Annotated in this window: 20 protein-coding genes and 1 pseudogene; 12 read left to right on the top strand and 9 right to left on the bottom strand. The window is 73.7% G+C overall.

What is annotated here, in order from left to right:
- Window positions 1-17: 17 nt before the first annotated feature.
- The 5 genes and pseudogenes from ACTWPW_RS12980 to ACTWPW_RS12960 all read right to left on the bottom strand — a co-directional run bounded on the left by ACTWPW_RS12980 (window position 18) and on the right by ACTWPW_RS12960 (window position 3,501).
- The gene (locus ACTWPW_RS12980) at window positions 18-578 is read right to left on the bottom strand and encodes a xanthine dehydrogenase family protein molybdopterin-binding subunit (protein ID WP_443168938.1); all 561 of its coding nucleotides are present in this window, start codon (window positions 576-578) and stop codon (window positions 18-20) included.
- Window positions 561-1,562 (bottom strand): annotated as a pseudogene (locus ACTWPW_RS12975) (xanthine dehydrogenase family protein molybdopterin-binding subunit); the annotation flags it as partial. The gene ACTWPW_RS12980 and the pseudogene ACTWPW_RS12975, both read right to left, overlap by 18 nt.
- A gap of 93 nt (window positions 1,563-1,655) precedes the next feature.
- Window positions 1,656-2,048 (bottom strand): hypothetical protein, encoded by a 393-nt coding sequence (locus ACTWPW_RS12970; RefSeq protein WP_443168848.1) that lies wholly within the window; start codon window positions 2,046-2,048, stop codon window positions 1,656-1,658.
- Complete coding sequence (locus ACTWPW_RS12965) at window positions 2,045-3,016, bottom strand: FAD binding domain-containing protein (RefSeq protein ID WP_375108660.1); 972 nt, start codon at window positions 3,014-3,016, stop codon at window positions 2,045-2,047. The genes ACTWPW_RS12970 and ACTWPW_RS12965 overlap by 4 nt, the downstream gene beginning before the upstream one ends.
- Window positions 3,013-3,501, bottom strand: coding sequence for a (2Fe-2S)-binding protein (locus ACTWPW_RS12960; protein ID WP_375108661.1), 489 nt, complete (start codon window positions 3,499-3,501; stop codon window positions 3,013-3,015). The genes ACTWPW_RS12965 and ACTWPW_RS12960 overlap by 4 nt, the downstream gene beginning before the upstream one ends.
- A 104-nt stretch (window positions 3,502-3,605) precedes the next feature.
- On the opposite strand from ACTWPW_RS12960, the gene ACTWPW_RS12955 reads away from it, so the two are divergent.
- The 3 genes from ACTWPW_RS12955 to recD2 are packed head-to-tail and all read left to right on the top strand — an operon-like array spanning window position 3,606 to window position 8,245.
- Entirely contained in the window at window positions 3,606-4,751 is a 1,146-nt protein-coding gene (locus tag ACTWPW_RS12955) for an acetate/propionate family kinase (protein WP_375108662.1), read from the top strand.
- 49 nt (window positions 4,752-4,800) lie between these two features.
- Window positions 4,801-6,066: an erythromycin esterase family protein gene (locus tag ACTWPW_RS12950; RefSeq protein ID WP_375108663.1), complete on the top strand. Its 1,266-nt coding sequence runs from the start codon at window positions 4,801-4,803 to the stop codon at window positions 6,064-6,066.
- Window positions 6,067-6,100: 34 nt separating this feature from the next.
- Complete coding sequence (gene recD2 / locus ACTWPW_RS12945) at window positions 6,101-8,245, top strand: SF1B family DNA helicase RecD2 (protein WP_375108664.1); 2,145 nt, start codon at window positions 6,101-6,103, stop codon at window positions 8,243-8,245.
- Window positions 8,246-8,425: 180 nt separating this feature from the next.
- On the opposite strand, the gene ACTWPW_RS12940 is transcribed toward recD2, so the two are convergent.
- A complete protein-coding gene (locus ACTWPW_RS12940; protein WP_443168847.1) occupies window positions 8,426-11,350 on the bottom strand; it encodes an FAD-binding and (Fe-S)-binding domain-containing protein in 2,925 nt (974 codons plus the stop codon).
- 253 nt (window positions 11,351-11,603) lie between these two features.
- Here ACTWPW_RS12940 and ACTWPW_RS12935 point away from each other — a divergent pair, with 253 nt between their 5' ends.
- The 3 genes from ACTWPW_RS12935 to ACTWPW_RS12925 all read left to right on the top strand — a co-directional run bounded on the left by ACTWPW_RS12935 (window position 11,604) and on the right by ACTWPW_RS12925 (window position 16,778).
- On the top strand, window positions 11,604-12,146 hold the full coding sequence (locus tag ACTWPW_RS12935; protein ID WP_443168846.1) for an RNA 2'-phosphotransferase: 543 nt from the start codon (window positions 11,604-11,606) through the stop codon (window positions 12,144-12,146).
- Window positions 12,147-12,280: 134 nt separating this feature from the next.
- Window positions 12,281-15,766 carry a protein kinase domain-containing protein gene (locus tag ACTWPW_RS12930; protein ID WP_443168845.1) on the top strand — a complete coding sequence of 1,162 codons (3,486 nt, stop codon included), beginning with the start codon at window positions 12,281-12,283 and terminating at the stop codon, window positions 15,764-15,766.
- Between the two features lie 22 nt (window positions 15,767-15,788).
- Window positions 15,789-16,778 (top strand): hypothetical protein, encoded by a 990-nt coding sequence (locus ACTWPW_RS12925; RefSeq protein WP_375108668.1) that lies wholly within the window; start codon window positions 15,789-15,791, stop codon window positions 16,776-16,778.
- Here the strand turns inward: ACTWPW_RS12925 and ACTWPW_RS12920 are convergent.
- Both ACTWPW_RS12920 and ACTWPW_RS12915 read right to left on the bottom strand, forming a co-directional pair.
- Window positions 16,768-17,331, bottom strand: coding sequence for an NADAR family protein (locus ACTWPW_RS12920; RefSeq protein ID WP_443168844.1), 564 nt, complete (start codon window positions 17,329-17,331; stop codon window positions 16,768-16,770). The two genes, ACTWPW_RS12925 and ACTWPW_RS12920, sit on opposite strands and share 11 nt — an antisense overlap.
- A gap of 4 nt (window positions 17,332-17,335) precedes the next feature.
- Window positions 17,336-18,304, bottom strand: coding sequence for a helix-turn-helix transcriptional regulator (locus tag ACTWPW_RS12915; protein WP_375108670.1), 969 nt, complete (start codon window positions 18,302-18,304; stop codon window positions 17,336-17,338).
- 63 nt (window positions 18,305-18,367) lie between these two features.
- On the opposite strand from ACTWPW_RS12915, the gene ACTWPW_RS12910 reads away from it, so the two are divergent.
- From ACTWPW_RS12910 to ACTWPW_RS12885, 6 genes are all read left to right on the top strand, one after another.
- The gene (locus tag ACTWPW_RS12910) at window positions 18,368-19,534 is read left to right on the top strand and encodes an epoxide hydrolase family protein (protein ID WP_443168843.1); all 1,167 of its coding nucleotides are present in this window, start codon (window positions 18,368-18,370) and stop codon (window positions 19,532-19,534) included.
- A gap of 238 nt (window positions 19,535-19,772) precedes the next feature.
- Window positions 19,773-21,116 carry a TrkH family potassium uptake protein gene (locus tag ACTWPW_RS12905; protein WP_443168842.1) on the top strand — a complete coding sequence of 448 codons (1,344 nt, stop codon included), beginning with the start codon at window positions 19,773-19,775 and terminating at the stop codon, window positions 21,114-21,116.
- On the top strand, window positions 21,109-21,771 hold the full coding sequence (locus tag ACTWPW_RS12900) for a potassium channel family protein (protein WP_375108673.1): 663 nt from the start codon (window positions 21,109-21,111) through the stop codon (window positions 21,769-21,771). The genes ACTWPW_RS12905 and ACTWPW_RS12900 overlap by 8 nt, the downstream gene beginning before the upstream one ends.
- 69 nt (window positions 21,772-21,840) lie before the next feature.
- Window positions 21,841-22,284, top strand: a complete 444-nt coding sequence (locus ACTWPW_RS12895; protein WP_375108674.1) for a CBS domain-containing protein — start codon at window positions 21,841-21,843, stop codon at window positions 22,282-22,284.
- Between the two features lie 96 nt (window positions 22,285-22,380).
- On the top strand, window positions 22,381-23,643 hold the full coding sequence (locus ACTWPW_RS12890; RefSeq protein ID WP_375108675.1) for a carotenoid oxygenase family protein: 1,263 nt from the start codon (window positions 22,381-22,383) through the stop codon (window positions 23,641-23,643).
- Window positions 23,644-23,663: 20 nt separating this feature from the next.
- Window positions 23,664-24,551, top strand: a complete 888-nt coding sequence (locus ACTWPW_RS12885; RefSeq protein ID WP_443168841.1) for a GntR family transcriptional regulator — start codon at window positions 23,664-23,666, stop codon at window positions 24,549-24,551.
- An 87-nt stretch (window positions 24,552-24,638) separates the two neighbouring features.
- Here ACTWPW_RS12885 and ACTWPW_RS12880 read toward each other — a convergent pair whose 3' ends face one another.
- Complete coding sequence (locus ACTWPW_RS12880; protein WP_443168840.1) at window positions 24,639-25,235, bottom strand: AAA family ATPase; 597 nt, start codon at window positions 25,233-25,235, stop codon at window positions 24,639-24,641.
- Between the last annotated feature and the right edge of the window lie 238 nt (window positions 25,236-25,473).

The raw sequence follows: 25,473 nt of genomic DNA, 5'->3' as shown, positions 1-25,473 counted from the left end.
TTCCTTGCCAAGAACGGCTAAAACCTCGGTAGGAGGATCTTCGCCGGCGTAATGGGCAACTCGCGGATGCGGCGGCCGGTGGCATGGTGGACGGCGTTGCCGATCGCGGCCGCCGTCCCGACGATGCCGATCTCGCCGATGCCCTTGCTGCCCATCGGGTTGAGCTCGCCGTCCTGCTCGTCCAGCCAGACCGCCTCCACGTCCGGTACGTCGGCGCACGCGGGCACGTGGTACTGCGCCAGGTCGCGGTGCAGGAAACCGCCGAACTCCTCGTCGGTGAGCGTCTCCTCCATCAGCGCCATGCCCAGGCCCATCGTCATGCCGCCGATGAACTGCGACCTGGCCAGCTTGGCGTCCACGATGTGCCCGGCGGCGAACACGCCCAGCAGCCGCGGGACGCGCACCTCGCCGGTCACGGAGCTGACCCGCACCTCGGCGAACTGGGCGCCGAAGGCGTGCCGGGCCAGCCGGGCGTCGCCCTTGATCTCCTCCCTGGTGTCGGCGCGGCCCTCCTTGCCGTCGCGCCGCAGCTCCTCGCAGGCCCGCACGACCGCCGAGCCCCACGAGGCCGTGCCCATGGAGCCGCCGGCGACGGGCGCGTCCGGCAGGTCGCTGTCGCCGAGCTCGACGTGCACCCGCTCGGGGGCGACGCCGAGCGCGCCGGCCGCGATCCTGGTCAGCGCCGTACGCGCGCCGGTGCCGATGTCCGCGGCGGCCACCTGGACGAGGAAGTCGCCGTCCCGCACGGTGGCCACGGCCTTGCACGGCAACCGCCTGGCCGGGTAGGTCGAGGCGGCCACGCCGGTGCCGACCAGCCACTCCCCCTCGCGCCTGATCCCCGGCTCCGGGTCGCGGTGCTCCCAGCCGAACCGGTGGGCGCCCTCGCGCAGGCAGCCGACCAGGTTGCGGGAGCTGAACGGCAGGCCACTGTCCGGCTCGGTCTCCGGGTCGTTGATGACGCGCAGCTCGACCGGGTCCAGGCCGGCGGCGTAGGCCAGCTCGTCCATGGCGGACTCCAGCGCGTACATGCCGGGGCACTCCCCCGGGGCGCGCATCCACGACGGGGTGGCCACGTCCAGCCGGACGAGCCGGTGCGCGGTGCGCAGCGCGGGCGTGCCGTACATGACGCGCGACGGGGTGGCGGTCTGCTCGGCGAACTCGACCAGGGTGGAGCTCTGCTCGTACGCCACGTGCTCCAGCGCCGTGAGCCGCCCCTCGGCGTCGGCGCCGAGCCGCACCCGCTGGATCGTCGGCGTGCGGTAGCCGGTGACGTCGAACATCTGCTGCCGGGTCAGCACGATCTTGACCGGGCGGCCGACCTCCCTGGCGGCGATCGCGGCCAGCACGGCCTGCGGCCGCGTGGTGCCCTTGGAGCCGAACCCGCCGCCCACGTGCCTGGCCACCACGCGCACCCGGTCCGGCGGCAGGTCCAGGGTCTTGGCGATCATGTCGCGGCTGGTCGAGGAGCCCTGCGCGGTGTCGTACACCAGCAGCCTGCCCTCCGCGTCCCAGAGGGCCAGGGCCGCGTGCGGCTCCATCGGGTTGTTGTGCAGGACGGGCGTCTCGTAGGTGACGTCGACCGTGGTCGCGGCGGCGGCGAGCCCCTCCTCGACGTCGCAGTGCCCGGTGTCGGCGGGGAAGTTCGGGTTGACGACCTAGGGCCGGTAGAGGCAGGGGTGCTCGGGGTGCCGGCGCACGTCGTGGTCGTCGGGGTCGTAGTCGACGCGGAGGGCCGCGGCGGCGGCGCGGGCGTTCTCGTAGGTGTCGGCGACGACGGCGGCGACGAGCTGGCCCCGGTAGGCGACCTCGCGGCGCTGGAACAGGGCCAGCTCCGGGTCGGCGTCCTCGGCCAGGTCGGGCGGGTCCTCGCAGGACAGCACGGCCAGCACGCCGGGCATCTCCAGCGCCGGGCCGCTGTCCACGCGCTTGACGCGGCCCTTGGCGATGTGCGACTGCACGGGGTAGGCGTAGGTGACGCCCTCGGCCGGGTATTCGGCGGCGTACGTGGCCAACCCCGTGACCTTGACGCGGCCCTCGATGCGGTTCACGGTGCCAGCTCCTCCAGCGTGGAGACGATCAGGTTGCGGGCCAGCGGCACCTTGAAGGCGTTGCGCGGCAGCGGGTGGGCCTGCTCCAGCTCGGCCTCGGCGGCCTGGAGGAACGCCTCGCCGGTCGCCGGCCCGCCGATGATCGCCCGCTCGGCCCGCTCGGCCCGCCAGGGGGCGTGCGCCACCCCGCCGAGCGCGATGCGGCAGCCGGTGACGACGCCGTCGGAGCCCACGTCGAGCACGGCGGCGATGGACACCAGCGCGAACGCGAACGACGCCCGCTCGCGCACCTTCCGGTAGACCGAGGCCCCCGGGGGCGGCGGCGGCAGCTCCACCGCGGTGATCAGGTCGCCGGGCTCCAGCACGGTGTCGCGCTCCGGCTCCTCACCGGGCAGGCGGTGCAGGCCGGGTATGGGGATGATGCGGTCGCCGCCCGGGCCGGTGACGTGCACCTCGGCCTCCAGCGCGGCCAGGGCGACGGCCATGTCCGAGGGGTGGGTGGCCACGCAGGAGCCGGAGGTGCCGAGGACGGCCAGGTTGCCGTGGTCGCCGGCGATCGCGGGGCAGCCGGAGCCGGGGCGGCGCTTGTTGCAGGGTCTGGTCACGTCCTGGAAGTACGCGCAGCGGGTGCGCTGCAGCAGGTTGCCGCCGACCGTCGCGACGTTGCGCACCTGGCCGGAGGCGCCGGTCAGCACGGCCCTGGCCAGCATGGGATAGCGGCTGCGGACGAGGGGGTCGGCCGCCAGGTCGGTGTTGCGCACGGTGGCGCCGACGCGGACGCGGTCGCCCACGGGCTCGATGATGTCGAGCGGCAGGCGGCTGACGTCGAGGAGGCGCTCGGGCTCGGCCACGCCCAGCCGCATGAGGTCGACCAGGTTGGTGCCGCCGCCCAGGTACATGGTGCCGGGGGCGAAGTCGCGCACGGCCTCCGCCGGGCTGACGGCGCGGGCGTACTCGAAGGGTTTCACCGGGCCACCTCGCCGATCGCGCCGACGATGTTGACGTACGCGCCGCACCGGCACAGGTTGCCGCTCATCCGCTCTCTGATCTCCTCGGGGGTCAGGTCCGGATCGACGAGGATGTCCTCGGTGACGGCGCTCGGGCCCGGCTCCCCCAGCATCCCGGCCGCCGAGCAGAGCTGGCCCGGCGTGCAGTAGCCGCACTGGAAGGCGTCGTGCTCGATGAACGCGGCCTGCAGGGGATGCAGGTCCTCGCCCCTGGCCAGCCCTTCGACGGTGGTGACCTCCGAGCCCGCCACCGCCACCGCCAGCGCCAGGCAGGAGTTGGCCCGCCGCCCGTCGATCAGGACCGTGCAGGCGCCGCACTGGCCGTGGTCGCACCCCTTCTTGGCGCCGATGAGCCCCAGCCGTTCGCGGAGCAGGTCGAGCAGCGACATTCGCGGATCCACGTCCACCGTGCGGGACACGCCGTTCACCTGCAGGGTGATTTCCATGGCGCACGACTACCCGAGCTCCAGGAGAGGCAACCCCTGAGCGGGGTAAAGCCGGGGCGGCCGTTCGTCCGTTTTGTGAAGACGGTCGGGGGTAGCCGGGCGGCATGGGCCGGGCAATGGACGAGCAGGTGGCGGAGTCGGCGGCGATACTCACCGTCAACGCCGGTTCGTCGAGCCTGCGTCTCGACCTCGTCCAGGGCGGCAGCGTGCTGGACAGCGCGCACGCCGAGCGGGCCGTCGACCCCGGATCGGCCAGGGAGGAGCTGTCGGCGTTCCTCGGCGGCCACTTCGACCGCGACGTCCGGGCGGTGGCGCACCGGATCGTGCACGGCGGCGACCTGCTGCGCGCGCCCGCGGTGGCCGACGACGAGACGGCCGCGGCGCTGGCGCGCCTGACGAGCCTGGCGCCGCTGCACCTGCCGCCGGCGCTGGCCCTGCTGGAGGCGGCCCGCGAGCAGCTCCCGGCCGTGCCGCACGTCCTCTGCCCCGACACCGCCTTCCACGCCGACCTGCCGGACGCCGCCGCCGTCTACGCCCTGCCGCACGAGTGGCGCGAGCGGTACGGCCTGCGCCGCTACGGCTTCCACGGCCTGTCCTACTCCTGGGCCGCCGACCGGGTGGCCGAGCTGCTCGGCCGCCCGGCCGCCGAGCTCGACCTCGTGCTGACGCACCTGGGCGGCGGCTGCTCGGTGTGCGCGCTGTCGGGCGGGCGCAGCCTGGACACCTCGATGGGGTTCACGCCGCTGGACGGGCTGCCCATGAGCAAGCGCTCGGGCGGCGTGGACCCCGGGATGCTGGTGTGGCTGCTGTCGCAGGGCCACCTGTCGGTCGACGAGCTGGGCGAGGGGCTCGAACGCCGCTCCGGGCTGCTGGGCCTGTCGGGCGGACGCTCCGGGGACACGCGGGAGCTGGTGGCGGCCGAGCGGGACGGGGACGAGGCGGCCGGGCTGGCGCTGCGGGTGTTCGCCCACCGGGTCAGCCGGGAGATCGCCGCCGCGGCCACCTCGCTGCGGCGGATCGACGCGCTGGTGTTCACCGGGGAGATCGGCTGGGACCAGCCGGAGGTGCGCGAGGCCGTCTGCCGCCGCCTCGGCCTGCTCGGGGTGCGGCCCCCGGTCCGGGGCAACCGGCCCGACGACGGGCCGGTCAGCGCGTACGACGCCGCCGTACCGGTGCTGGTGGTCCAGGTGCGCGAGGAGCTCCAGCTCGCCCGCGAATGCCTGCGGATGCTCGCGGAGGAGGACCCATGACCTCCCGCACGGCCCCGTCGGCTCGCGCGCCTGTCTCGGAGGAGGACCCATGACGAACCAGGACGAGGTGCGCCGCGCGGCGCTGCCGCTCACCGGCCCCGGCGACCTCGGCCCGCTGCTCGAACGCGTCGGCGAGGCCAGGTTCGTGCTGATCGGCGAGGCCAGCCACGGCACGCACGACTTCTACGCCTGGCGGGCCGCGCTGACCCGGCGCCTGATCGCCGAGAAGGGCTTCGGTTTCGTCGCCGTCGAGGGCGACTGGCCCGACTGCGAGCGGGTCAACCAGGCCGTCACCACCGGCGCCGACCCCTTCGACGCGCTGTACGGCTTCGAGCGCTGGCCCACCTTCATGTGGGCCAACGAGGAGGTCGCGGACTTCTGCCGCTGGCTGAGCCGGTGGAACGCCGAGCGCCCGCCCGGCGAGCGCTGCGGCTTCCACGGCCTGGACGTCTACAGCCTCTGGGACTCCCTGCGCGCCCTGCGCCGCTACGCCGCCGCCCACCTGCCGGACCAGGTGGAGACCGTGATGGAGGCCCTGTACTGCTTCGAGTCCTACGGCCACGACCCCCAGCAGTACGGCCTGGTCAGCCGCCTGATCCCCGAGACCTGCGAGGACGAGGTGGTGAACCTGCTGGCCGCGGTGGCCGGCACCGCCCCGGGCGGCGCGGGCGGCTTCGGCGTACGGCAGAACGCCGAGGTCGTGGCCGGGGCCGAGCGCTACTACCGGGCCATGGTGCGCGGCGGCCCCGACTCCTGGAACATCAGGGACGTCCACATGGCCGACACCCTCGACCGGCTGGCCGAGCACCATCGGGCCAAGGGCGTGGTGTGGGCGCACAACACGCACATCGGCGACGCGCGGGCCACGGACATGGCCGCCGCCGGGATGACCAATCTCGGGCAGCTCGCCCGCGAGCGGCACCACGAGGACGTCGTGCTCGTGGGCTTCGGCAGCCACCGGGGCACGGTGGTGGCCGGTGACCGGTGGGGCGCGCAGCACCACGTCATGCCGGTCCCGCCGGCGCGCCCGGCCTCCCTGGAGGCGTTCCTGCACGAGGCCCTCCCGGGTCAGGACGCGCTGTTCCTGGTGCCGCCCTCCGGCCTGCGGGCCGACTGGTACGACGAGCCGATGGGGCACCGGGCGATCGGCGTCGTGTACCACCCGGACCGCGAGCGCTGGGGCAACTACGTGCCCACGATCGTGGGCCGCCGCTACGACGCCTTCCTCTGGATGGACGAGAGCCGGGCGGTGCACCCGCTGCACGGCGAGCCCTGGGGCGAGGCCGAGCCCCGGACGTTCCCGACCGCCATGTGACCGATTGTCGGTGACGGATGGTTGGATCTCCCCTGTGGAGGCGTCCGTCGAGCAGCTCGTCTACGTCCGGGAGGACGAATACACCGTCGCGCGCATGAGCGCCGACGGCGTGCCCGACTTCGTGGCGACCGGGCGGGCGCTGGCCGGGGTGCAGCCGGGCGAGACGCTGCGGCTGTTCGGCGACTGGAGCCGGCACGCCCGTCACGGCCGCCGCTTCGCCGTGACCGGGTGCGAGCGGGTGACGCCGTCGTCGGTCCGGGCGATCCGCATCTACCTGGGGTCGGGGCTGATCAGGGGGATCGGGCCGCGGCTGGCGTACGCGATCGTCGACCACTTCGGCGAGGCCACGCTCAAGGTCATCGACGGCGAGCCCGAGCGGCTCACCGAGGTCGTCAACATCGGGCCGCTGCGGCAGGCGCAGATCGTCGAGGCGTGGCGGGAGCAGAAGTCCATCGCGGCGCTGATGGTGACCCTGCAGGGGCTCGGCGTCAGCCCGCTGCTGGCCGCCAAGATCTACCAGGTGTTCGGGCAGGACGCCGACGAGGTCCTGGCCACCGACCCCTACCGGCTCATCGGGCGGGTCAGGGGCATCGCGTTCCGCATCGCCGACCGGATCGCCCTGCAGTCCGGGGTGCCCGAGCGCAGCCCGCAGCGGGTCAAGGCGGCGCTGCTCGACCGGCTGGAGGCGGCCGGCAGCCGCGACGGGCACTGCTTCGTGCCGGTCGCCACGCTGGTCAGGGAGACGGCCGAGCTGATCGAGCAGGACCAGGACCTGGTGCGGCCGATGGTCGACGCGCTGGTGGCCGACCGGCGGGTGGTCGTGGAGGCGGCGCCCGACCAGCCGGGGCAGGTGCCGGGGCAGACGGTCGCGTACGCCAAGCACGTGCACAGCCGGGAGGTGGCGCTCACCGCGCAGCTCACCGCGCTCATGGAGGCCCGCTCGACGCTGCCGCTGCGCTCGTTCCGGGAGGACCCCGGGCTGCACGACGACCAGCGGGCCGCCGTCACCATGGCCCTGACCAGCACCGTCTCGATCATCACGGGCGGCCCCGGGTGCGGCAAGAGCCACACGGTCAAGGCCATCGCGACCACCGTGCGCGCGGCCGGCGGCACGGTCACGCTCACGGCGCCCACCGGCAAGGCCGCCAAGCGGCTGTCGGAGCTGACCGGGCTGCCCGCGATGACCGTGCACCGCATGCTGGCCCAGCAGCCCGACCCCGACCCGGAGACGCTGTTCGACGAGCGGCCCTCGCAGGCCGACCTGATCGTGGTGGACGAGGCGTCCATGCTCGACCTCCACCTGGCCACCCGCCTCACCGCCGCCGTGCGGCCCGGCAGCCACCTGCTCCTCATCGGCGACGGCGACCAGCTCCCCAGCATCGGCCCCGGCGACGTCCTGGCCGACCTGCTGCGCGTCACGGCGATCCCCCGGGTCCAGCTCACCCACGTCTTCCGGCAGGCGAGCGGCAGCGGCATCATCGACGCCGCCCACCGCATCCGCGCCGGCCGGCTGCCGGCGACGCCGGGCGGGGGCGGGTTCTGGTTCGAGGAGCTCGACGATCCCGAGCAGGTGGCGCGGCGGGTGGCGCACCTGGCGATGGTGGGCATCCCGCGCAAGCAGAACGTCGAGCCGGACCAGGTCCAGGTGCTGTGCCCGATGCGCAAGGGCGAGACGGGCGCCACGACGCTCGGGCGGCTGATCCAGGACCAGCTCAACCCGGCCGCCGACGACAAGGCCGAGCACTGGTCGGGGGCCACGGTGTTCCGGGTGGGCGACCGGGTGATGCCGATCCGCAACAACTACGACAAGGGGGTCTTCAACGGGGAGACGGGGACGGTGACGGCGGTGGTGCGGGAGGAGCGGGTGGTCGAGATCCGGACGGACGACGGGGAGAGCGTGCGTTACGGGTTCGACGAGCTCGACGACCTGACGCATGCGTACGCGATCAGCGTGCATCGGTCGCAGGGCAGCGAATACCCGTTCGTGGTGGCGCCGATCGTGGCCGAGTCCGGGGGGATCATGCTGCGGCGCAAGCTGCTGTACACGCTGGTGACACGGGCCAAGGCGTGGGTGGTGCTGGTGGGGCAGCGGGAGGCGCTGGAGCTCGCGGTCCACCGGCTCGGCCACCGCCGCAACACCGGCCTGTCCCGCCGCCTCGCCCTGACCCTCGACCCCTGACCGGCCGCCCCATCGCTCACCTGAGGCGCCCGCCGGGGTAACCCGGCCCCCGCCCGCCTGGCCGTCGCCACGGACGACGCCCCTGAGCCGACGCACACCACCCACCGCCTACGGCCCGCCCGGCGACGAGCGCGTCAAGCGGGTAGGCACACGCGCGGCCCGCGCAAGCCGTACGCGGGGCTATGGGCGGGAGAGGGCGGTGGAGAGGAGTTCGGCGAGGTGGCGGCCCTGGCGGCCGGTGCCGGCGGCGGCGATCTGGGTGCGGCAGGAGAAGCCGTCCGCCAGCAGCGCCTCCTCCCCCGCCGAGCGCACCGCCGGCCACAGCCCCTCCTCCGCGCACGCCACGGACACGTCATAGTGCTCCCGCTCGAACCCGAAGTTCCCGGCCTGCCCGCAGCACCCCGAGTCGAGCACCCGCGTACGGATCCCGAACCGGTCCAGCACCGCCCGGTCCGCGTCGTACCCCATGACGGCGCTCTGGTGGCAGTGCACCTGCGCCACCGCCGACCCGCCGGCGGAGGCCGGCTGCCAGTCGGGGGCGCGGTCCTGCAGCAGCTCGGCCAGCGTGAGCGTGCGTTCGGACAGCAGCCGCGTCTGCGGCGTGTTGAGCAGTTCGGGCCCGTCGGAGCGGAACACGGCGGTGCAGCTCGGCTCCAGCCCCACCACCGGCACCCCCGCCTCGGCCCACGGCGTCAGCGCCCGGACGCTGCGCGACAGCACCCGGCGGGCGATCCCGAGCTGCCCCGTCGAGATCCACGTCAGCCCGCAGCACAGCGCCACCGGCGGCACCAGCACCTCGAACCCGGCCGCCTCCAGCACCTTCACCGCCGCCCGGCCGACGCGCGGGTCGAAGTTGTCGGTGAACGTGTCCGCCCACAGCACCACCCGCCCCCGCGTGCCCGATGGCGAGGCGCCGCGCCGGCGGAACCAGTCGGTGAACCGCTCCTCGGCGAACCTCGGCAGCTCCCGCCGCGCCGCGACCCCGGCGGCGGCCTTGATCAGCCGCGACAGCACCGGCAGGTGGGTGACGGCGTTCACCGCCCCGGGCGCCGCCGCGGCGAGCGCCGCCCACAGCGGCAGCCAGCCCATCGAGTAGTGCGCGACCGGCCGGAGCCTGTGCCGGTAGTGGTGGGCGAGGAACTCGGCCTTGTACGTGGCCATGTCCACGTTCACCGGGCACTCGGCCCGGCAGCCCTTGCACGCCAGGCACAGGTCGAGGGCGTCGCGCACGGCCTCGGACCGCCAGCCGTCGGTGATCAGGTCGCCGCGTACCATCTCCTCCAGCAGCCGGGCCCGCCCGCGCGTGGAGTGCTCCTCCTCGCGGGTCACCCGGTAGCTGGGGCACATCACGCCGCCCTCGAACGTGTGCTTGCGGCACTTCCCGATCCCGACGCAGCGGGTGGCGGCGTGCCCGAAACGGCCGTGGTCGTCCGGATAGTCGAAGAACGTGTGCCGGGGCTCCAGGGGGTAGAAGTGCCGCTGGGCGAGGTCCTGGTCGAGGCGGTGCGGGTGGACGACCTTGCCGGGGTTCATGCGGTCGCGGGGGTCGAAGATGGCCTTGAGCCGGCCGAAGGCCCCGACCACGGCCTCGCCGAACATGCGCGGCAGCAGCTCGGCCAGCGCCTGCCCGTCGCCGTGCTCGCCCGACAGCGACCCGCCGTAGGCGGCGACCAGGTCGGCGGCCTCCTCGGCGAACCTGCGGTAGTTGGCGATCCCGTCGTCGGTGTGCAGGTCGAGCGGGAGCCTGCCGTGCACGCAGCCCTGCCCGAAGTGGCCGTACAGGGCCGATTCGCGGTAGCCGTGGCGGCGCCGCAGCCGGTCGTAGTCGCGCAGGTAGGCGCCCAGCCGCGCGGGCGGGACGGCCGCGTCCGACCATCCCTCGTACGTCTGCCGCCCCGTCGGCGGGTACGCCTCCACGCCCAGCCCCGACTCCCGCAGCCGCCACAGCCGGTCCTCCCTGGCGGGGTCGCCCAGGAACGCGTGCGTGGGCGGCGGTGTCCCGTCGTTCCGGGCGGACCGGCCGGACAGCTCGCGCATCATCTCCTCGGCCCGCTGGCGTGCCTCATCGGGTGTGTCGCCGCCGAACTGCACCAGCAGCCACCCCGCCCCCGGGGGCAGGTCGCGCAGCGCCGGGTCGTGCGGGTGCTCGGCGCGGGCCAGCCGGTACATCGTCTCGTCCATGGCCTCCAGCGCCAGCGGCCGGTGCGCGGCCACGGCGGGCACCGCGTCGGCGGCGGCGAAGATGTCCTCGAACCCGAGCACGGCCAGGGACCGGGCGGCCGGGACGGGCACCACGGCCAGCTCCGCGCGCAGCACGGTGACGAGCGTGCCCTCGCTGCCGACGAGGGCGCGGGCGAGGTTGAAGCCGTTCTCGGGCAGGAGCTGGTCGAGGTTGTAGCCGGACACGCGCCGCTCCAGCCGGGGGAAGCGGGTGCGGATCAGCTCCATGGTGTCGTCGCGCAGGTCGCGCAGCTGTCGGTAGATCTCGGCCAGGCGCCCGCCCTCGGCCTGGATCCGGGCGTACTCCTCTTCACCGGTCGGCCCCACCCACGCGCGCACGCCGTCGTAGGTGAGGATCTCCAGCCGCAGCACGGAGTCCGCCATCTTCCCGTACGCCTGCGCGGACGCACCGCACGAGTCGTTGCCGATCATGCCGCCGATCGTGCAGGTCGGATGGCTGGACGGCTTGGGGCCGACCATCAGCCCGTCCGGCGCGAGCACGTGGTTGACCGCGTCCAGCACCGCCCCGGCCTGCACCGTGACCCGCCGCCGCGCCACGTCCACGGCCTCGACGTGCCCGCAGTGCTTGGACCAGTCGATCACCACGGCCGCGTTGCAGCACTGCCCGGCCAGGCTGGTGCCGCCGCCGCGCGACAGCACCGGGACGTCCCTGGCCCGGCACACCGCCACCGCCGCCACCCCGGCGTCGAGGTCGCGGGGCACCACCACGCCGATCGGCGGCTGCCGGTAGTTGGAGGCGTCGGTGGCGTAGGCGGCGCGGGTGCCGGTGTCGAAGCGCACCTCGCCGTCCACGGCCTCCTCCAGACGCCGGCGCAGCGCCTCGACGTCGATCTCGCGTGGCGGGGGCGTGTGGGTGACGGGCATACTGACCAGGCTGTCCATGCCCGGGCCCGTACCCCGGCCGGCCCAGCCGGGCCCCAACGACACGCCAAGCCGCGCCCCGGTTTCCGTACGGCCTCTCGTGGCGATCACCACGTGCCACAATGAGAGGAAATGTCAGCCGACTCTCGTGCGGTCACCGGGAGAAGGTCTCAGGTCCGTGGGGCCCGGGGGAACGTCGAGACGCATTGGTCATCGGGTTGGCGGCGGGGGGCCGGGCGCGGCAGCATGGCACCTGATGGATGAACGGAGAATGGTACGCGTCTCGAAATACCTCGCCAGGCACCTGCGGCACGACCCGCAGCGCATCGGCCTCACCCTTGACGCCGGCGGCTGGGTGGAGGTGGCGGAGCTGCTCCGGGCGGCGGCCGAGCACGGGTTCACGATCACGCCGGAGGAGCTGAAGGAGGTCGTGGCGGCCAACGACAAGCGCCGCTACGCGATCGAGGACGGCCGGATCCGGGCCAGCCAGGGGCATTCGGTGCCCGTGGAGCTCGACCTGCCCGCGCTGGAGCCGCCCGAGGTGCTCTACCACGGCACCGTCGGGCGCTTCGTGACCGCGATCAGGCGGGAGGGCCTGCGGCCGATGAGCCGGCACCACGTGCACCTGTCGCCCGACCGGGAGACGGCCACCCGGGTGGGGGCGCGGCGGGGCGCTCCGGTGGTGCTGGTGGTGGCCGCCGGGATGATGCACGCCGACGGGCACGTCTTCCGGCGCAGCGCCAACGGGGTGTGGCTGGCCGACCACGTCCCACCTGGCTATTTGCGCTTTCCGTCCTGACGCGGGCGGGAGCTCGGCTGGGGTTATCCCTAGGGCGTTCCCGGAGGCGGGCCCAGGAGGCGGGCGATTAGCGTGACTGCCGACCCCGTTCGGGGCGACCGTGCGCCGGAAACCGTCCGGCGGTGGAGGTCTCCATGGCTCAGGCACCATTCGCCCAGGGAGACGCGCGGCAGTTCGGGGACTATTGGCTGGGAAGGCAGCTCGGCTCCGGCGGCCAGGGCGTCGTCTACGAAGCCTACGATCCGGCCGGTACGCGGGTGGCCATCAAGCTGCTGCGATTCGACCGCGCGGAGAGCGAGCAGGCGCGGGTCCGGTTCGTCAAGGAAGTCGCCGCGACGCGCCGGGTGGCGCCGTTCTGCACGGCCCGGGTGATCGACGCCGAGCTGGACGGGGCGCAGCCGTACATCGTCGGCGAGTACGTCGACGGGCCCAGCCTGCGCCGGGCGGTGGACGAGCGCGGTCCCTACGAAGGGGCGGAGCTGCACCGCCTGGCCACCGGGGTGGCCACCGCGCTGACCGCCATCCATCTGGCGGGGGTCGTGCACCGCGATCTCAAACCCGACAACGTCATGCTCGGCCCCGACGGCCCCCGAGTGATCGACTTCGGTATCGCCCGGGTCGAGGGCGCCACGCTCACCGACGACGGCCCGTACCCGCTGGGGACCCCGGGCTACATGTCCCCGGAGCGGGTGCGCGGCGAGCCGGCCACGCAGGCGGCCGACGTGTGGGCGTGGGGCGCCGTGGTGCTGTTCGCCGCGACGGGGCGGCCGCCGTTCCTGGCGGACACGGCGGCGGCCATGTACAACCTCGTGCTGGTCAGGCGGCCGGACCTGGGCGCCCTGCGGGGGACGTTGCGCCGGCTGGTGAGCGATGCCATGTCCTACGACCCGGGCGACCGGCCCGACGCGAAGTTCCTGCTGGAGAACCTGCTCGACGGCAAGGGCGAGACCCGGCTGCTGCTCGCCGAGGGCAGCCGGGTGGCCGAGACCGTGCGCCGACCGTACGAGCTGACGACCGAGGCGGCCGGACGGCCGCTGGGTGACGTCGCCGAGGAGATCTTCGCGAGTCTCGGCCCGGACGACCAGGCCGTCGTGCCCGGCGTGCTGCTGCGCATGGTCCTGCCCGGCGACGGCGCGGACGGCGTGCTCCGGCGGGCGCACGTGGACGACCTCATGGACGGCACGCTCGACACGGTGCGGGTGGGACGCGTGCTCGGCGGCTTCTCGGGGGCGCGGCTGCTGCAGCACGAGGGCGAGACCGTGACCCTGGCCAGCCCGGCGCTGCTGCGCGCCTGGCCGCGATTACGCGCGTGGATCGACGCGGATCGCCAGGGCCTGCTCCTGCACAGCCTGCTCGGTGAGGCGGCCCGGCTGTGGGAGGCGGGCGGGCGCAGCGACGACGACCTGTACCGCGGCACGGCACTGCGCGCCGCGCTGCGCGGGCTCGCCGACGGGACCGGCCTGCTGGCCGTCACCAGCCTGGAGCGGACCTTCCTGGAGGCGTCGCGGGCCCACGAGCGCCGGCGGAACCTGCGCCGCCGCCAGGTCAGGGCCGCGGTGGCCGGTCTGGTCGCGGTGACGCTGGCCGCGGCGGGGATCGCCGTCGTGGGCGGCACGTCGGGGGCCGAGCAGCGGAATCTGATCGCGGCCAGGAAGGCCGCCGAGACGGCCGACCGGCTGCGCGCGTCCGATCCGGCCAGGGCGGCGCTGCTCAGCCTGGCCGCCTGGCACCTGGCCCCCCGCGAGCCGGTGACCAGGAGCGCCCTGTACGGCGCGCTCGCCCAGCGCGAGACCCGCACCCCGCGCCCGGCGGCGGCGGACGGCGGCGGGCGCTTCGACCTCAGCCCCGACGGCTCGGCCCTGGCTGTGGTACGTGACGGGACGGTGAGCCTGTGGGACGTGGCCACCGGCCGACCCGTCCCCACCGCCCTGTCCGGCGTGGCCGGGAACGTGACCGCGACGGCCCTGGGCCGCACCCTGCTGGCCGTGGCCGCGCCGGACGGGGTGCGGCTGTGGGACCGCGCGACGGGTCGGCCCGCGAGCGACGGGTTCGGCCTGCGCTCCGCCGAGCGGCTCGCCTTCAACGCCACCGGCACCATGCTGACCGTCATCAAGCGGCCGGAGGGCGGGCAGGTATGGGACCTGTCCGATCTGCGCCGGCCCGTGCTGACGAACACCGATCCCGGCCTGGAGGCCATCGAGGTGTCCGGCGACGGGCGCCTGATGGCCCTGGTCTCCACCCAGGCCCCCTACCGGCTGCTCGACCGGCGCGGCCGGCGGCTCGCGATGCGCGGGTCGGCGCCGGCGGGTGGCGGCGCGGCGGCGTTCGCGCCGGACGGCGGGACGCTGGCCGTCACCGTCGGCAGCGCCGTGAAGCTGTGGGACGTGCCCGCCGGCCGCTGGACGCGCACCCTGCGGGGTGCGGCGGGCAGGGCCCTCGCGTTCAGCGCGGACGGCGGCCTGCTGGTCTCCTACGACGGCGAGACCGTCTCGGTGTTCCGGAGGAGTGGCGCGCGGCTGCTGGCCCAGCCGGTCAGGAACCTCTCCGGCGTGCCGCGCTTCGACGCCGCCGGCAGCACGCTCGGCTATCTCCTCACCGGCGGCGAGGTCGCGCGGCTCGATCTCAAGCCGCTGACCGGCGGCGCCGTCCTGCGCCGCCCCGCCCAGGCCGGCGCCATCGACGATCGGGCGCAGTCGGCGGTGCTGCACGGCGGCGCCACCACGATGCTGGCCCGGATCGGCGGGCCCGCCCGGTCCCTGCGCGCCGCCCGGGGCCCCGACGTGCGCATGGCGTTCAGCCCCGGCGGCGGCACTCTCGCGGTGACCGTGCCCGGCACGGACCGGGTCGTCCTCTGGGACGTCGCGACCCGCCGCCGGCTGCGCACGCTGACGGTGCGCACCGCCGGGCAGGTCGGCGGCCTGGCCTTCTCGGCCGACGGCGGCACGCTGGCGCTGGCTCCCTACGACGACGTCTGGGAGAAGGTGCAGCTGTGGGACGCGCGGCGCGGGGTGCTCGTCCGGCAGCTGGACCAGCCGGGCAGCTGGCAGCTCGCCTTCAGCCCCGACGGCCGCCTGCTCGCGGTGAACGGCCCCGACCGCAACGGTGTGGTCAAGCTCGCCGGGCGGCCGGAATACCGCCCCGGGATCTTCGGCGAGCAGGGGGACAGCGGGCGGGCCGTCGCCTTCAGCCGTGACGGCAAGGTCATGGCCGCGGGCGGCGCGACCTCGGGGATCGACCTGTGGGACGCCGCCGGGCTGCGCCGGCTGCGGCACCTGAGCCTGCCCGAGCAGGAGTCCGACCAGCTGCCCGCCGCGGCCTTCTCCCCTGACGGCAGCGTCCTGGCCGCGGGCGGGACGAGCGGCCGGATCTGGCTGTGGAGCGTGGCCGACGGCCGCCGCCTCGGCCCGCCTCTCCCGCAGCACGGGGGCGGCGTGCTCGGTCTCGCCTTCACCCCCGACGGCGGCACGCTCCACAGCGTGGGCGCCGACGGTGCCCTGCGCACCCTCCCCGTCGATCCGCGCCGCGCCGCCGACGCCGTCTGCGCGCGCGTGCCCGCGCCACCGACCGAGCGCGAATGGAGCGCGCTGGTCCCTGACGCGGATTACCGGAAAGTCTGCTGAATCCGAAGGGAAACGACCCGTCATGTCCGAATCACCGAACGACACCGCCGAGCCCGCCGAGATCCCCGACGTCCACGCGATCGAGATCCTCCCCGAGACCGTCGTGCTCGGCGACCGGCCGGTCGACGTGATCTTCCACGTCACCGTCGACGGCCCGGCCACCGTGGAGGGCCGGCTGGTCGACCCCGCCGGCAAGGTCTACGAGCTGAAGTTCAACGGCACCCCCGGCGGCCCCGAATGGTTCGCCGAGCACACCTACGACCCCCAGGACGGCACCGGGCTCTGGCTGCTCCAGGTGAGGGCGGGCGATGTGCAGGCCGAGCAGGACTTCGAGGTCCAGTGGGCCACCCCGCGCCATCCCATCCGGATCTCCTTCGACGTCCAGCCGCGCGAGATCAACGAGGGCGATCCGGTCAAGGCGAGCGGGATCGTGGAGCGGCAGCTGCCCAGCGGGCGGTGGGTGCCGTTCGGCCGCCAGCTCGTCAGCATCCGCTTCCGCGCCGACGCCGGCCAGAAGGCGTACGAGCTCGGCTCGGCCATCACGGACCGGGCGGGCAGCTTCGCCACGGAGACCTCCCCGCCCGAGAGCGGTTTCCTGCACGCCGAGGTGACCGTCAGCGCCGGCCCCGGCCCCGACCATACGCTCGTGACCCTGCAGGGCAGCCCGGAAGTGCACGTCACGGTCTCCGACGCCGCGGGCACCGCCGTGTGCCACAAGCCGAAGGTCATTCCGGTGGGCAACAAGCTGAAGCACAAGGTCTACGTGGAGGTCGGGAACAGCCCGGCGACGTCGGGATACGTCACCATCAGCTACAGCGTGGCGAGCACCGATTTCAACGACCCCGACGATCACGGCAAGACGTACCGGCACGGGTACCCGCCGACGAAGGGCTACCCCCAGGGCAACGGCTGGTTCACCGTCACCACCGGCCACTACGCGAACCGCAGGTGGCAGGCCCGCTACGTCAACTCGCCGTCCGATTACAGCAAGTGGACCGGGGTCATCCCGTAGCCAGGCGGGCGCGGGCGGCCATGAGCGCGAAGCCGAGCAGGTTGAGCCCCCGCCAGCCGGCCGGCGAGGCGGCGCGCTGGTCGTCGGCGGTCAGGCCGATGCCCCACACCCGGTCCTGCGGGCTGGCCTCCACCAGGATCCGGTTCCCGGTGCCCAGGAGGTAGTCGGCGAGCGGCGGGTTCCGGCCGAACTTGGCCACGCTCCCGCGTACCACGATGTCGAAGCGGTGCTGCTGCCACGTCGCCTCGTCGAAGCCCCGTACGGTGCGGCCGAGCGCCTTGGCCTCGCCCGGGTGCCCGGTCGCGAGGATCGCGGCCGCGCTCTCCTCGTCGCCGAACAGCCACGCCTTGTGCGCCATCATGTAGTGCTCGGCGGAGGCGTACGTGTGCCCGTCCTCGGTGAAGGTGACCGGCCACCACTGGCTCAGGCAGCCCGGGCCGGCACTGCCGTCGCGGGCGGGCTGGTGGCCCCAGAAGAACACGTACTTGAGGCGTTTCCCGGCCCGCTCGGCGGCGACCAGTTCCTCGACGGTGAGGGGGAGCTCGTCAGACATCCCCCTACCGTCCCATATCGCCCGCCGCCCTCCTGAGCCGGTCGGAGAGTTCGCGCAGCACCGGCACCAGCTCCGGCGGCTCCAGGACCTCGAAGTCGAAGCCCTTGGCCGCGACGTACACCGCCAGCTCGTCCAGGTGGTCGGAGCCGGCCAGGAACAGGCAGGTGCGCGCGTCCACCGCCGCCAGCCGCCCGGCGCCCGGCGAGGTGCGGGGCGCGACCGCCTCCAGCGGCGCGTGGAACAGGACGCGGGCCTGGTAGCGGTAGGGGGCCGAGGTGATGGAGCGCGACACGTACGCGGCCACGTCCTCCTGCGGCAGCGGCCGGGGCGCGAAGCGGGCGCCCGGCAGCCCGGGCGGCCCCTCGATCCGGTCCACCCGGAACGTCCGCCAGTCGTCCTTGCCCACGTCCCACGCCAGCAGATACCACCGGCGCGGCGTGTGCACCAGCCGGTGCGGCTCCACCTCCCGCTCCGAGCCCCCGTCGCGCCCCCGGTAGCGCAGCCGCAGCCGCCGCCGGTCGCGGCAGGCGGCGGCGAGGGCGGTCAGCAGGTCGGCGTTGACCGGCGGGGCGGCCGCCCCGGCCAGCGGGACCGTGGCGGCCTGGAACGCGCTCACCCGGTGCCGCAGCCGCGACGGCAGGACCTGCTGCAGCTTGGCCAGCGCGCGCAGCGAGCCCTCCTCCAGCCCGGCGACGCTGCCGGTCGCGGCGGTGCGCAGGCTGATCGCCACCGCGACCGCCTCCTCGTCGTCGAGCAGCAGCGGCGGCAGCGCGGCGCCCACGCCCAGCCGGTAACCGCCGGCCACGCCGGGCGTGGCGTCCACGGGATAGCCGAGCTCGCGCAGCCGGTCGATGTCGCGCCGCACCGTGCGCAGGCCCACGTCGAGGCGTTCGGCCAGCTCGGCGCCGGTCCAATCAGGCCGCGACTGGAGCAGGGACAGCAGGCGGAGCAGCCGCGCCGAGGTTTCCAGCATGGGGCTCATCTTGCCGTTCATCGGTGCCGGAAGCTGACACCAATTCCTTCTAACGTCGGAGACATGACGAACAGCGACAGCACCCCCCAGGTCCGCCCGTATCGCATCGACATCCCGCAGGAGCAGCTCGACGACCTGCGCGACCGGCTCCGTCGTACGCGCTGGGCCCCCGACCTCCCCGGCACCGGCTGGGAGCGCGGCGTCCCCACGAGCTACCTGCGCGACCTGGCCGCGTACTGGGCCGACGGGTTCGACTGGCGCGCCCAGGAGGCGGCGCTGAACGCGTACGCGCAGTTCACCACCACCGTCGACGGCGCGGACGTGCACTTCCTGCACGTCCGCTCCGCCGCACCGCACGCCACCCCGCTGCTGCTCCTGCACGGCTGGCCGGGCGGGGTGATCGAGTTCCTCGACCTCATCGGCCCGCTCACCGACCCGGCGGCGTACGGCGGCGACCCGGCCGACGCCTTCCACCTGGTCATCCCGTCGCTGCCCGGCTACGGCTTCTCCGGCCCGCTGCGCGACACGGGCTGGACGGACGGCCGCACGGCCGCCGCGATGGTGCGGTTGATGGCCAGGCTCGGATACGAGCGGTACGGCGTCCAGGGCGGCGACGTCTCCGCCTTCATCGCGCCGCTGATGGGCCGGGCCGCGCCCGACAGCGTCATCGGCGTGCACGTCAACGCGCTGCTCACGTTCCCGACCGGCGACCCCGCGGTCATGGGCGCGCTGACGGAGGCCGAGCGCGGCCGGCTGGCCGGGATGGAGGAGTGGCAGGAGAGGCTCGGCGCGTACATGCGCCTGCAGGGCACCCGCCCGCAGACCATAGCCGCCTCGCTGCACGACTCCCCCGCCGGGCAGCTGGCCTGGATCGTGGAGAAGTTCAAGGACTGGACGGACCCGGCCGCCAAGCTGCCCGAGGACGCGGTGGACCGGGACCGGATCCTCGCCGACGTGAGCGTCTACTGGTTCACGCAGACGGCGGGGTCGTCGGCGCACACGTACTTCGAGCGGTTCGACGACTTCGCGGCGTGGGGGCCGGTGGAGCGCGGGACCGTGCCCACGGCGGTGGCGGTGTTCCCGGCGGACTACTCGGTGCGGCCGCTGGCCGAGCAGGTGCACAACGTGGTGCGCTGGTCGGAGTTCGGCCACGGCGGGCACTTCGCGGCCCTGGAGACGCCGGACGTGCTGGTCACGGAGCTGCGCGAGTTCTTCCGCTCCCTCACCTGATTTCCCCGGCCGTCGGCAGGCCGGTCGCCACGGCTGGGAATCCCATGGCCGCCCGCGCGGGGGCGCGTCAAGAAGGCATGCTTTTCGCGTCAAGGAGGCGTAGGTGCGCTGGCGCTCATATGGCCTGTTACGGTAGTGCGCGGTGCGCCGGGAAGTCTGGTCGGCAGGAACTGGCGGTCAGATCTTCGGGGGAGGCGTTCACGATGCGTGACCGTTGCATCGGAGTTCGGTAATGGGCGTGCTGTCCCCCCTTTCGGCCCGCTTCCGGCATCCCGCCCAGGTCGTGGTGGCCGGATTCGGGGTGGCCATCGCCATCGGCACGGCCCTGCTCATGCTGCCGGTCGCCACCACGTCCGGCGAGCCCGCGGACTGGGTGGCCGCGCTGTTCACCGCGACCTCGGCCGTGTGCGTGACCGGGCTGGCGGTGGTCGACACCGAGTCGCACTGGACGGTGTTCGGCGAGCTGGTGATCGCCGGGCTGGTGCAGGTGGGCGGCCTGGGGATCATGACGCTGGCCACCCTGTTCACGCTGCTCGTCTCGGGCCGGTTAGGTCTGCGGGCCAGGATCGTCGCCCAGGCCGAGACGAAGACGCTGAGCATGAGCGACGTGCGCAAGGTCGTTCTCAAGGTGGTGCTGTTCAGCCTGCTGTGCGAGGCCGTCGCCGCCGCCGTGCTCACCGGGCGCTTCCTGATCGGCTACGGCGAGTCATTCGGCCGCTCCGTCTACCTGGGCGTCTTCCACGCCGTCACCTCGTTCAACAACGCCGGGTTCGCGCTCTGGCCGGACAACCTCATGCGGTTCGTGGCCGACCCGTGGATCTGCCTGACCATCGCGTTCGCCTGCATCCTGGGCGGGCTGGGCTTCCCCGTGGTGTTCGAGCTGGCCCGGTCGTGGCGGCACCCGCGCAGGTGGACGGTGCTGACCCGGATCACGGTGGGCGTGACGCTGGCCCTGCTGGCGCTCGGCACCCTGGTCTTCCTGGTGACCGAGTGGCGCAACCCCAGGACGCTCGGGGCGCTCGACGATCCCGCCAAGGTGCTGGCGGCGTTCTTCACCGCGACCATGCCGCGCTCGGCCGGGTTCAACGCCCTCGACATCTCCCAGATGTACCCGTCGAGCTGGCTGACCACCGACCTGCTGATGTTCATCGGCGGCGGCAGCGCGGGCACGGCCGGGGGCATCAAGGTGACCACGATCGGGCTCCTGGCCTTCGTCGTGTGGGCCGAGATGCGCGGCGAGGGCCGGGTGAACATCGGCCACCGCAGCCTCCCCGACACCACGCAGCGCCAGGCGGTCACGATCACGGCGCTGGGGGTGGCGCTCGTGGGCGTCGCCACGTACGCTCTGCTGGCCCTCACCCCGCACGGCCTCGACGAGGTGCTGTTCGAGGTGATCTCCGCCTTCGGCACGGCGGGCCTGTCCACCGGCATCACCGCGAGCGTCGGCACGGCCGGCCACCTGCTGCTGATCGTGCTGATGTTCGTGGGCCGCATCGGCCCCCTCACCCTGGGCTCCGCGCTGGCCCTCAACAGGCGCGCCCGGCACTACGAACTACCCGAGGAGCGAGTCATCGTTGGCTGAGTACAAAGGCGACCCGGTGGTCGTCATCGGCCTGGGCCGGTTCGGCACGTCGCTGGCGCTGGAGCTCACCAGGCGCGGCACCGAGGTCCTGGCCATCGACAACCGGCCCAAGATCACCCAGAGCCTGTCGGGCCAGATCACCCAGATCGCGACCGCCGACGCCACCGACATGCAGGCGCTGCGCCAGCTCGGCGTGCCCGACTTCTACCAGGCGGTGGTGGCCATCGGCGGCGACATCGAGGCCAGCATCCTGGTCACGTCGCTGCTGGTCGAGCTGGAGATCAACGACATCTGGGCCAAGGCGATCAGCACCCAGCACGGCCGCATCCTGAGCCGCATCGGCGCCCACCACGTCGTCTTCCCCGAGCACGACATGGGCGAGCGGGTGGCCCATCTGGTGAGCGGGCGCATGCTCGACTACATGCAGGTGGACGAGAACTTCGCGCTGGCCAAGACCAGCCCGCCCAAGGAGTACGTGGGCATCCCCCTCGGCCGCTCCAACCTGCGCCGCAAGTACGGCGTCACCATCGTGGCGGTCAAGCCGCCGGGCGAGGAGTTCACCTACGCGACGGCGGAGACGGAGCTGTCGTACGGCGACGTCATCCTGGTCTCGGGCCGGACGGAACAGGTCGAACGCTTCGCCGAGCTGCCGTAGCCGGCCGGGCCGCCGTCATCACCCGTGCCTCCGGACGAGGTTGGCTAGGCTGGGGCGCGGAGGCCACTGATGCGCGCACGCGATCTCGCCGTCGAGTTCCCGACGGTCACGCTGGACACACCGGCCCTGGAGGCGGCCAAGCTGCTGGCCGAGCGGGACCTGCCGGGGCTCATCCTGGTCGATGAGAGCGGGCGGCCGCTCAGCATCCTGCCCGGCACGCAGGTGCTGCGGCTGGCGGTGCCGGCCTACTGCCAGGACGATCCGGCGCTGGCCCGGGTGGTGGACGAGGCCCACGCCGACCGGTTCCTGCACCGGCTCGGGGGCAGGACCGTCCGCGAGTGCCTGCCGGAGCAGCCGCGCGAGCTGCCGGTGGCCGACACGAAGGCGACGGTGCTGGAGCTGGCGGCGCTGATGGCCCGTACGCGCAGCCCGCTGGTCGCGGTGGTGGACGAGCGCCGGCTGATCGGTGCCGTCACCCTCCAGTCCCTGCTCGACCACGCCCTCCAGCTCTGACCCCGCCGAGCACGAGGGCCCTCCTGCACTAGTGCAGATCCCGGCATTCCGCCAGGTGGGACCGGCCTAACAGCGTGTCCTGCGTACGTTGTCCCCATGAAGTACCTGGAAGGCGCGTTCGCGCCCGTCACCGAAGAGATCACCGCCTACGACCTCCCCGTCACCGGCCGCATTCCCGCCGAGCTCAACGGCCGCTACCTGCGCAACGGCCCCAACGCCCTGGGCGTGGAGGACCCCCTCGTGCACATCTGGGGCATGGGCCAGGGCATGGTCCACGGCGTCCGCCTGCGCGACGGCCGGGCCGAGTGGTACCGCAACCGCTTCGTCCGCACCCCGGGCGTGGCGCCCATGGTGCATGTGATCGAGCACGCACGGCGTACCTTCGCGCTGGTGGAGGGCGGTGCGCCGCCCGCCGAGCTGGACGAGGAGCTGAACACCGTGGGCGTGTGCGAGCTGGGCCTGACCCCCGAGGGGTTCACGGCCGGGGCGCACTCCAAGCACGACCCGCGCACCGGTGAGCTGCACTCGCTCTCGTACATGGTGGGCCGCGAACACGTCCAGCACATCGTGACCGCCGCCGACGGGAACGTGGTGCGCTCGACCGGCATCCCCCTGACCCGTACGCCGTTCATGCACGACTTCGCGCTCACCGAGAACCACGTCGTGCTGTGGGACACGCCGTTGGGGTTCGACGGGTTCGCGTGCCGGTGGCTGCCCGGGCATCCGACGCGGGTGGGGGTCATGCCGCGCGACGGCGGCGAGGTGCGCTGGCTGGACATCGATCCCGTGCACGTGAGCCACACCCTCAACGCCTACGAGGACGACCACGGCGTCATCGTGGTGGACGTGGTCACGGCCGAGGGGCCGTTCGATCCCGCCGATCCGGGGGCGATCCGCCCGATGCTGGACCGCTGGACGATCGACGACGGCAAGATCCACCAGCGGCGGATCGACGACCGGCCGCAGGACTTCCCGCGCGTCAACGACGCCCGCGCCTCGCTCCCCCACCGCTACGGCTACTCCGCCGCCGCCGCTCTGTACGGGATCCCGTTCGCGCCCGAGGGCCCGCCGCCGGACGACGCCTTCACCAACGCCCTGGTCAAGCACGACCTGGAGCGGGGCACCAGCGAGGTGCACGGGTTCGGCAGGGAGGCGGCGGTCGGCGAGGCGGTGTTCGCGGCCACGGGGGCGGGCGAGGACGACGGCTACCTGCTCGCCTACGTGCATGACGCCACCCGCGGCGCCGCCGACCTGGTGATCCTGTCCGCCCAGGACTTCACCGGCGAGCCGGTGGCCCGGGTCCACCTCCCGGTACGGGTGCCGCTCGGCCTGCACGGCAACTGGCTGCCCGACCGCTGAGCCGTGGCAGAGTGGGCGTCGTGACCGATACGCGGCCTCCGTACCTCAGGATCGTCGCCGACATCGAGCGCCGCATCGCCGGCGGCGAGCTACGGCCGGGCGACCCCGTCCCCACCACCCGGGCGATCATGCGGGAGTGGGGCGTGGCGATGGCGACCGCGACCAAGGCGCTGACCACGCTGAAACAGGCGGGGACGATCGAGGGCACGCCCCGGTCCGGCGCCGTGGTCGCCGCCCGGCCGCTGCCCGCGCGCTCCGGCGGCGGGCTGGAGCTGGAGCGGATCGTCCGGGCGGCCATCGAGGTCGCCGACGAGGCCGGGCTGGCGGGGCTGTCCATGCGGACGGTCGCGACCCGGCTCGGCGTGGCCACCATGGCCCTCTACCGGCATCTCGACGCCAAGGCCGAGCTCTCCCAGCTGATGGCCGACGCCGCGTTCGCCGGGATCGACTACCCGGAGCCGCCCCCGGGATGGCGCTCCCACCTGCGGGTGGCCGCCCAGCTCCAGTGGGCGCTCTATCACCGTCACCCCTGGCTGCCGCGGGTGATCTCGGTCGTGCGGCCGGCTCCGCTGCCGGGGCTGGTGGCGTACGGGCAGTGGTCGCTGCGCGCGCTCGACGGGCTGGACCTCGACCCGGGCACCCGGCTGCACGTCTACGGCACGATGGTCAACTACGTGCGGGGCACGGCGTTCAGCATCGAGAGCGAGTACGGCGCGGAGCGCGACACCGGGATGACGAGCAAGCAGTGGGTCCGGTCCCGGTTCCCGGCCGGCGCGCCGGTACCGGTTCCGGGGCAGGCCCTGGAGCCGGGCGCTGACCTGGACCTGGAGTCGCTGTTCGCGTTCGGCCTCGAACGCCTGCTGGACGGCCTGTCCACCGTGATCACCCCCAGGAGACCCCGGGCGTGAAGGCATCCGGCCTTCCCCGCTGGACGTCGCACCTGGGCGAGCGGTCCGATCGGGACGGCTGTGTACGGGGCGACACGGCCGGGGCCGTCACGTGGCGGAGGCAGTCCCCGGCCGATGCCGAGGCTGACGACGTTCCTGGAGCCGGGAGACGTGCGTATGGATCATGGCCATCCGTTCGGGCAGCGGGCTCGCGGGGATCTCGACGAGCCGGTAGCCGAAGGACCGGTAGGTCTGCTCGTGGAGGCGTTCGAACGTCAGCGAGTCCTCGAAACTGATCCGGCGGGCCTCGGTCGGTTCGCAGAAGCCGAGGTTGCGGACGAAGAACACGTGCCGGTCGTAGACCTGTTCCCGGGTGATCCGGTCGATCTCGGCGGAAAGGGCGGGGGAGATCGGGTGGCCGATGTGGGTGCTGAGGGCGTAGGTGCAGATGGGCGAGCGGTCGAAGAACTGCACGGCCGGTGTGGTGGTGGTGACGGCCGGCCGCAGCTGCCGCCGCCGTTGCAGGGTCACGATCGTGTCGATGAAGGACGGCCGGGTCCAGGGCTCGGCGACACCGCGCGCCTGCTCGTCGGCGATCACCGCCGTGGCCGCCTCCTCGACCGTCGCGTACCCGAGGGCCGCCAGGCCGCGCAGGATCGTGGTCTTGCCGGAGCCGGGGGTGCCGGTGAGGATGTAGCGCTTCATGGTGGTCTGGCCGCCTTTCTGATCGGGCGCAGGAGTGATCGCGGTCGCGGGATCGGCTGATGATCGCTGAACTTCCGGCCGGGAGGACGCACGGACGGAGCCGGCCAAGAGGAGAAACCCGGTGGAATCGGCACAGGGCCGCCGGCAGATGGCTCGGCCGGCCCTGGAACGGGTTGACCACGAAGATACACCTGGCGGGCGAGCCGCTCCACCACCCTGACCTGGCCGCACCGGCCGA

It is taken from the genome of Nonomuraea sp. KM90 (genome assembly GCF_052246675.1).
Classification (GTDB): domain Bacteria; phylum Actinomycetota; class Actinomycetes; order Streptosporangiales; family Streptosporangiaceae; genus Nonomuraea.
Note: the sequence above shows the minus strand (reverse complement) of the source record. Positions and strands in the feature narration are given on the sequence as shown.